Below are 8235 nucleotides of genomic sequence, written 5' to 3'. Positions count from 1 at the left end.
TATTTGGTATCTAGAAAACAATCAGCTCAAGATTTTAGAAATGGTTTCAATAGAAATTTATCTTTAAAATCTTAGCTTAATCAAAATGATTATGAGGATTAGGTAACATGCTTAATCCTTTTTATTACCTTAAAAAAGTTATTAGGTTTTTTAAAGTAACGAGTAACTTTTTTGGATAGGGATTAACAGAATGATTGAGCGTTGATGATTTTTAGAGCTATTCATAATTTTGAATAAAATAAAGTAAGAACATTAGAAGTCTTCGTGTTTTAAACATGGAGGCTTTTTTTATGCTCAACATAAATGCAAAGTCAAGGTAAATTATGCTATTATAGGTACTTGCTTTTATATTATTTGTCTATAATGTTACTTCTCTATACTTTTAGTTTTAAACTACTTTTTTATAGAGGTAATTGATATTAATGTTTCAACTTATTTATTAAAATCATATGTCTCAATACAAATATTTTTCTTTAATTATTGCAATTTTTTGTTCATTTTTCTTGGCATCATGTTCAGTAAATACGGTGATGGAGAAAAATCCAGAAGCAACTTTTGATTATCGTGGTTTTAAGGTGGTAAATACTTCTGACCTTAATGATGAAACGATAAAAGAAGCTTCTATAAGATTTACTCAAAGATTAGATAAAACTTTACATCAATATTTTATTAATGAACAAGAAGATGTAGAGGTGCAAGTACACGTAGAAAGATACAAGCCAGGTAGCCGTTTACTCCGTTATTTAATCGGTTTTGGTGCTGGTCAAGCTCATTTACTAGCTGAAGTAACGATTATAAGTAAACGTCAAGAATCTTATGGACGTACTGATGTAACTATTGTTACTTCATCAAGAATCTTTATGGGGATTTTTGGAGGTAATGCTAAATCCTCGATCGATAGAGCAGTAAGACAAGTAGTAAGAGATATTTTAAAAGAAAAATTCTTTGTAAGAAAAACTAAATAAATTTTTAATAAGAAAAAGCTTCTAGGTTTAACTTAGAAGCTTTTTCTTATTAGAGAAGTTTTTAAAAGAGAATGGTTGTTGATAGTGTTTTCCTAGAAGATTTTTAAGGTTAGTTTTTAAGTTACTACCATCTTATTTGCCCGAATCTTTTTGGAGTTTGAGGCTTTATTAGCTTTATGCTGAGCTTATTTTTGCTCTCCTTTGTATTTTAGTTTTCTCTGTGCTAAAATCAAAGAGGAAGATAAATAATATTAACACCTATTTAAGCTATTTACGCAAGTTAGCTCACGCTCCATAACTTGATTATGGAGTTGAGTTACGGATAAATATCTTAAATTTAACCTCCCTCTCCAAGGGAAAGGATTTTTCATGTCTGAAAAAGAAACAAAACTTTATACCATTGATTATTCTCAATTCAAACCAGAAAATCTTCGTCAACTGTTTGAAGATCATAAAGCAAGAGTAAAAGCTGACTTAGCTAAAGCTATAGCTTTAGAAAATCCTACAGTTGAAGATTTTTATGGTGAAGAAAGCTTTAAAGAGACTTTAACTGAAGAACTACATTGGAATCCAATTGATCATATCTCGAGTACTTTGTCTACTCCTGAGTATATTGAAGCCTATGATGCTTTAACCGAAGAAAGATCACGTCTTTCTTTAGAGGTTTCACGTAATAAAGACTTGTATAAACAATACTTAAAACTTGCTAATGCTGCAGACTATGATTTATATCCTGAAGAAGTAAAACGTGATTTAGAGTTAACTTTATTAGGTTATAGATTAAATGGAATTGAACTCGAAGGTGAGGCAGCTAAACAATATGAAGAAAATGCCGTAAAACTTAGCGAGTTAGCAACTAAAGTTTCAAATAATAGTTTATTTGCTCGTCAAGAATGGAAAAAACACATTACTGATAAAGCACAATTAGATGGGTTATCAGAAAATGGTTTAGAGCTTTTAGCTTCTTATGCTCAAGCTGAAGGTTTAGAAGGCTACTTAATTACTTTAGCGCCACCTGCAATAGCTCAAGTAATGGGATATGCTAATGATCGTAAGTTACGTGAAGAGCTTTATAATGCTTATGCTTATTTAGCTTCTCCTGACGATACTACGGGTGGTAAATATGACAATACTGCTTTAGTGCAACAAATTTATGAACTAAAAACTGCTCAAGCAAAACTTTTAGGGTTTAATAACCACGCTGAACGTAGTTTAGCTACAAAAATGGCTGAAACCCCAGAGCAAGTAATTAGTTTCTTAAAAGAGCTACGTGATAAAGCTGTACCTAAAGCTCAAGAACAAAAACGTCTTTTAACAGAGTTTGCTCACGAGTTAGATGGCATTGAAACTTTAGAAGCTTGGGACTTTAGTTACTATAACCACAAGTATGTTAAAGCTAAATTTGATATCGACGCTGAAGAGTTACGTCAATATTTCCCTGAAGATCAAGTACAACAAGGTCTATTTAAAATCTTAGAACGCCTCTATGGAGTAACTTTTGAAGTAGATCCAAGTGTAGAAACTTATCATCCAGATGTAAAATTCTTCCGTGTGTATGAAAACGGTAAGCTCATTGCTGGTTTATATCAAGATATCTATGCTCGTACAACTAAACGTTCAGGAGCATGGATGGATCAAGCTTTTGGGCGTTTTGAAACTAAAACTCAATTAAAACTCCCAGTAGCTTATGTATGTGGTAACTTTACTCCGCCATTAAATGGTAAACCAGCATTATTAAGTGTATATGAAGTAGAAACCCTTTTCCATGAAATGGGACATGCTTTACACTTACTCTTAACTAAAACTAAACTGCAATCTCTTTGTGGGACTAATGTGGAATGGGATGCGGTGGAATTACCATCACAAATTCACGAAAACTGGGTGTTTGAACCTCAAGCTCTAGAATTAATCTCTCGTCATGTAGAAACCGGAGAAACCCTACCAGCGACTAAAGTAGCACGCTTATTAGAGTTAAATAAATTTAACTCAGGTGGAATCTTCTTAACGAATCAAGTTGAGTATGGTCTCTTTGATATGGAACTCTTTAGTAAAGATGACGAGCGTAGTGTACACCAAGTACATAAAGATGTACGTGCGCAATCAACAGACTTAGTGTTTGGTGAACGTAAATCTTGGTTCCCAAATACTTTTGGACATATCTTTACCGGAGGTTACTCTGCGGGTTACTATAGTTATCTATGGGCGGATGTGTTAGCTGCGGATGCTTTTGCTGCTTATAAAGAAGCAGGAGATGTATTCTCGCCAAGTGTAGCTACAGCCTTTAAAGATAATATTTTAGCAGCCGGAGGGACACGTCCGACAATGGAAAACTACGTAAAATTCCGTGGTCGTAAACCTAATCCAACCGCACTTTTAGTTAAATATGGAATTCTTGAAGCCGAGAAAAATTAAGAAGTTCTCGTTTAACTTTAGTGTATAATGTATAAATATACATGATAATAAATTAAGTAAAAAAGTACGCTTGAAGGCATCTTAAACTGAGATGCCTTTTTTGCATACTTATCTCTTGTTAGCAAATTGTTAAAGCAAAAGTAAAAATAGCTAAAGCAAAAAGTCACGAGTTTAATTCGTGACTTTTTGTTTTAGCTTTTAGTTTTATTTTTAAAGTAGTTTACAAGCAATATACCATAAACATCCTAGAGCAATGCCTAAGTAAATCATAAAACCAAGGAATCTTTGCCAAGGTTTAGAAGTGTTCCAAGAAAATACATAGTTAGATCTAGTTTTACTTACTTTTTCTTGGACCTGCTCGGTATGAAGATCTTCGTAATGATAAACTCCAGGCGGAACTCGAGTGGTTGAAGCTTTTTCACTTGCACGTAGATGCGTACGCCAAGTAAAATGTTGGTGTACTTGATGCATGATTTGCCAAAATTGGCCTTGAGGCGTTTTTGCTTCTTCTTGATGGAAGTTGGAAGCAATTAGTTCAACCTCTAATCCCCAACGCTTGAGGTCGGCAACCTTAGGATCTTGACGTTTTTTATTAAAGAGTTCCACACTATTTGGATTGTTAAGCAGTTGCGAAGTAGCAAAGAAGAGATTATAAGTAATTTCTTCTCGCGTAAGCCCATTATATTCAAGTAAAGCTTGTGAATAGTTTTGTACCCAGCGGCGTAGATCCTCGTGTTCACGATAATACCCATACTCAAAAACGGTTTGTTCAAGACTGTCTAAGATTTCATGAGCTCTTTGATCGAGATCAACTTGAGCTTGGTCACTAAACTGAGGAATATAGACGACACAACTAAAAAGATTAAATTTTGGTTCTTGTTCTGGATCATGCAGTAGCTCAAAGAGTTCTCCTTCTTTCAAGCTCTGGAAGTACCTTTCTTGCTCTTTAAAAGTTGCTAAGTCGGTCATATTCGGCGTACGTGTACTCACCGCTTCTGGCGTAGAAAAGAGCGGAATCTGTTCTAAAGGTAAGAAGTAACTTAAATTCTGCTTTTCAAGGTATTTTTCACTCCAAGCTTTTAACAGAAGATACTCTTGTTGAGTTTTATCGCTGGCTTGAGACGAGTAGTCTGCATAAGGTCGCAGAGGATCAACTCCGGTTTGCGCAAAACTTAGAGCATCATCTACCCCTTTAGCATAGCCAAGATCATAAGCTTCTCGAGCTTGATAATCTAGTTCTAAACTCTCTTGGAGCTCAGTGAGACTTTTCTCTTTGAGAGCTTGAACGACATAAGCTCGCCCTTGATTATAACCAAAGTTATAACGAGTAAGAGGTTCTTCATAGAAGCTTTCACGCTTAGTATCAAAGAGTTCGAGTTGAGTCAGCTCTGGATCTACTTTAAGTTCACGCATAAAACTTAAATAGTCGAGATCCGAATTTAACCACTGGCGGGTATAACTAAGTAATTCTTCTTGCACCTCTCTTTGCTCACGGGTAAGGTATTGGCTAAAGAAAGAGAAGGTACTGTCAATAAACTCATCACTCATAGGATTAAATGCAAAGTTTATTAGTACTTGCGGAAACCTCAGGGTTGGAAAGTGGAGTTCGAGAGTTTTACGATGCACTAAGTCTTTAGCAAGGATTAAACCGAGGAGATCATATTTAAAGAGATATTCATAAACCAAATCTAGTACTTGATTAACATCAAGATCATCTTCACTATGACTTAATTCCAGCAGTTGCTGACTATAAACTAATAAAGCATGAGTTTGTACAAAAGCGGGTAAGCTTGGAGAATTATACTTGTCGAGCAAAATAGTTTCTCGGGTATAAGTACCTGCTTGTAGACGATGTTGTAACTCTTGATAGTCAGCTGGAGTCAGAGGCGTAAAGAAAGAGTAAGGACTATGACTACTATGACTATGTAACTCATAGGTAGCTATGAGTTTTCCTACAAGATCACGACGCTGTTTATTTCGCTTATTACGCCCCAACATTTCACTTACGAGTAAGTGAAAAAAGTGATAAGTACTTGAATCACTGAGGATATCAAGTAAACTAAAATGATTGAGATCAGTAAGATAATGTAAAAGCGGAGTTTCAGGATTGCTATCCATTAAAGTATAAGTTTGATTAGTCCAACGACTTTGTAAGAGGATCTTATAAGCCTGAAAGTCATAGAAGTTATGATGGATAGATGTAGCTGCAGAAATTTGTTCTCCACCGGTAATTATTTGTGCCAAAGCATTATTGAAGTGATTGACCTGTGGAGGAAGATTGTCATAAGAAAAACTCATGGCTAGTCCTCAATTAAAATCGGGTATTAATATAAACGACTGCGAGTACGCAGAGTAAGGCAAGGGTTTTGGTAAGAGCAAATGCCTTGCCATTAGTAGTAAAAAATGCCCATAGAGCATGAGGTGGCTGCTCAGGTTTTGGGGCTTGAGGAGTTCGAGGTTTGAATTTGCTTAGCTCCTCTTCACTTAAACCTAGGTTTTGAGCGAGAGTAACTTGTAATTCTTGGTAGCAAGTCAACACTTTTTTCGCATAAGTATGAGCAGGATTGGTTACCTTTTGTTTTAGGTAAGCTTCTTGACTCATTTTTTGTTGTTTGAGATAGAAGTTGTCGAGTTTTTCTAATCCTTGTTCAATGGACTTTAGTTCACGAAACCCTCGGTAAGCATACGTTGTTTCTTGGCTATTACGCAGTAAAAATAAGCTGTGGCGATAATCATCATCAGAGGTGTAACTCGCATCAGCAAGAGCCTTACGTAAGTCTGGGAACGGAAACTTCTCTAAGCCTCCAAACTCTTGGAGTTTGATTTTTTGACAAAAGAACTCAAAATCGAGATGGAGATCACGATTAAACCATTTTTGGGTTAGAGTATGTAGTTGCTCTTTAGTTTCAAGATTGTTTATTTGATATTTCACAAAAGCACAAAGAGCTTGGCAAGAGTGAATGCGGACATCTTCCTTAGGATCTTCATTGGCAACTAAATCCCAAATTGGAGTACTGAGATAGCAATCGGGATAATAATGGTAGACATAAGCTTGGAGGTTAATTGCTAGTCCTAACCAATGGTTAATAAAACTATAGCCAATGAGATATTTATAGACTACTTCGAGTAGTTGCTCATATTCTTCAAAACGCAATTGTTGCTCTTGGGCATAAGCATAAGCAAGTAAAGCATGAGTAAGAGCAAAGTCATCATAACTTGCATCAGGCATTTGGCTTTCGAAGCCTTGAGGTTTGATTTGAGCTAAAGGAACTTGTTGCATTACCTTTTGGCTTAAATCAAAGAACTGGCTTTGTGTTAGGGCTGGTTGCAGTAAATAAGGACTACGCTGAATCCGAGCGTTAATCATATAGGTTTGGAATAAATTCACTAAAAGGTTATTACGCTTGGAAATATTTTTATTTTGTCCAGTAATTTCTTGCATCAGCAGTACTTTAAAGTGAGCAAAGGCAAGTCTATTAATATCTGCACGAAAATTACTAAACTCACTGGTTTCGGCTGCAAAAACCCCTTTGACACTAGGATCGATAGAGGAGACCTCTTGTTTAGAGTTGAGAAAAATGCTAGTGCAAGAAAATTCCATGCTACGTAAGATGAGGCTATTCCCATCTTGCATAACTCCATAGAGATCATTTATTTTATAGATAAGTTCTAATAAGTGTTCAGAGAGTAGATCATCAGGGCTATTTTCTAAAGTAGCTACCCTTAGCTCTTGTTCAGAATCTTTTGTCATATTAATATAGGTAAAGTTGGTATTGAGCAAATAACCAATTGTGCATTATAGGCTTATCTAGGCATAAGAATTCATGCAAGTACTACCTACTAGTCAAGGAGAACATGGCATATAAGTAGAGATTATCTAGGAGAATCTAGTCTCTAAGTATAAGCAAGCTCAGCTTATACTCGAGAGGATGTTGCTCTGATTAGCCTTTGTTGGTTATTTAGTTTTTGGGATTTATTCTTGAGCTTGATTTTGGTTTTTGTTGAGGAGCGTTGCTCCCGCTTGATCGGTATAATCGGGAATTGGCGCAAATTTATCTTCGACTTGAGCTTTTTTATAGCTCAGTTGGAAGCCCATAATCACGAGCGTTTCTAGATGAGTTTCCATATTGGCAACATTAGGGAGATCTCCCCAAATTTTAAATTTATGACGTAAAAAGGCATTAATACTTGGCACATTTTTTCTAAAGATAAAGGCAAGCAAAGTATTTAAACCTAAAACTGGCATTTGTTCTTTAAGAAAAGCAATAATTTGGCTACCTAAGCCTTTACCTCGAGCTTGTTCATCTAAGTAAATGCTTACTTCTGCAGTCGCTCGATATGCCATGCGCCCATAAAACGGAGATAAAGAAAACCAGCCCATAATTTGTTCTTGGGCATCAAGTACTACCCATAGAGGATAAGAGGGATTGGTATTATGAAAATCAAACCAAGCTTGACGTTGTGCTACCGTAACTTCTTCGAGATCAGCAGTCACCAACCGTGAAGCAATATTTTGGTTATAGATTTCGACAATACGGCTCAGCATATGAGGTTGAGCTAAAACAAATTGATGGGTCATAAAAACCTCGAAAGAATAAACTCTAGTTCCTTATATTGTAACTGATTTGGCGGACTTAAGTTAAGAGATTTTAAGAAAAAACGAATAAAGAGAGGAAGTTTTTTCTTGATTTCTTACAGAATAACCAATTTGCGAATTTTTTTAAAGAATTTTATAAAAAATTTCTTAATTTTTAAGATTTTTTAAAACTTTAACTGTTTTTAGTTTGTCTAAATTAAAGAGAAACAAAAAGAAAGAGTTTTTCTTGTTTTTTTAAAGCAATAACAAAGCAAATAAAGC

Annotated in this window: 5 protein-coding genes; 2 read left to right on the top strand and 3 right to left on the bottom strand. The window is 35.3% G+C overall.

The window, feature by feature from the left end; all coding sequences use genetic code 11:
• The first annotated feature begins 449 nt into the window (after positions 1 to 449).
• Together CKF59_RS06365 and CKF59_RS06360 are read left to right on the top strand one after the other, a co-directional pair.
• A complete protein-coding gene (locus CKF59_RS06365) occupies positions 450 to 965 on the top strand; it encodes a DUF4410 domain-containing protein (protein WP_119535111.1) in 516 nt (171 codons plus the stop codon).
• Positions 966 to 1334: 369 nt separating this feature from the next.
• Complete coding sequence (locus tag CKF59_RS06360) at positions 1335 to 3377, top strand: M3 family metallopeptidase (RefSeq protein ID WP_119535110.1); 2043 nt, start codon at positions 1335 to 1337, stop codon at positions 3375 to 3377.
• Positions 3378 to 3587: 210 nt separating this feature from the next.
• Here the strand turns inward: CKF59_RS06360 and CKF59_RS06355 are convergent, their stop codons facing one another.
• From CKF59_RS06355 to CKF59_RS06345, 3 genes are all read right to left on the bottom strand, one after another.
• Positions 3588 to 5675: a hypothetical protein gene (locus tag CKF59_RS06355; protein WP_119535109.1), complete on the bottom strand. Its 2088-nt coding sequence runs from the start codon at positions 5673 to 5675 to the stop codon at positions 3588 to 3590.
• Positions 5676 to 5688: 13 nt separating this feature from the next.
• Entirely contained in the window at positions 5689 to 7128 is a 1440-nt protein-coding gene (locus CKF59_RS06350; protein WP_119535108.1) for a hypothetical protein, read from the bottom strand.
• 222 nt (positions 7129 to 7350) lie between these two features.
• Complete coding sequence (locus CKF59_RS06345; RefSeq protein ID WP_119535107.1) at positions 7351 to 7956, bottom strand: GNAT family N-acetyltransferase; 606 nt, start codon at positions 7954 to 7956, stop codon at positions 7351 to 7353.
• Between the last annotated feature and the right edge of the window lie 279 nt (positions 7957 to 8235).

The sequence above is a fragment of the Psittacicella gerlachiana genome, from assembly GCF_003585965.1.
In the GTDB taxonomy this organism is placed as follows: domain Bacteria; phylum Pseudomonadota; class Gammaproteobacteria; order Enterobacterales; family Psittacicellaceae; genus Psittacicella; species Psittacicella gerlachiana.
This window is presented reverse-complemented; position numbering and strand designations above follow the sequence as displayed.

Excerpts from the sequence above, each read along its gene's own strand:
- CKF59_RS06365 (WP_119535111.1), top strand. The coding sequence starts at position 450 with ATGTCTCAATACAAATATTTTTCTTTAATTATTGCAATTTTTTGTTCA.
- CKF59_RS06360 (WP_119535110.1), top strand. The coding sequence starts at position 1,335 with ATGTCTGAAAAAGAAACAAAACTTTATACCATTGATTATTCTCAATTC.
- CKF59_RS06355 (WP_119535109.1), bottom strand. The coding sequence starts at position 5,675 with ATGAGTTTTTCTTATGACAATCTTCCTCCACAGGTCAATCACTTCAAT.
- CKF59_RS06350 (WP_119535108.1), bottom strand. The coding sequence starts at position 7,128 with ATGACAAAAGATTCTGAACAAGAGCTAAGGGTAGCTACTTTAGAAAAT.
- CKF59_RS06345 (WP_119535107.1), bottom strand. The coding sequence starts at position 7,956 with ATGACCCATCAATTTGTTTTAGCTCAACCTCATATGCTGAGCCGTATT.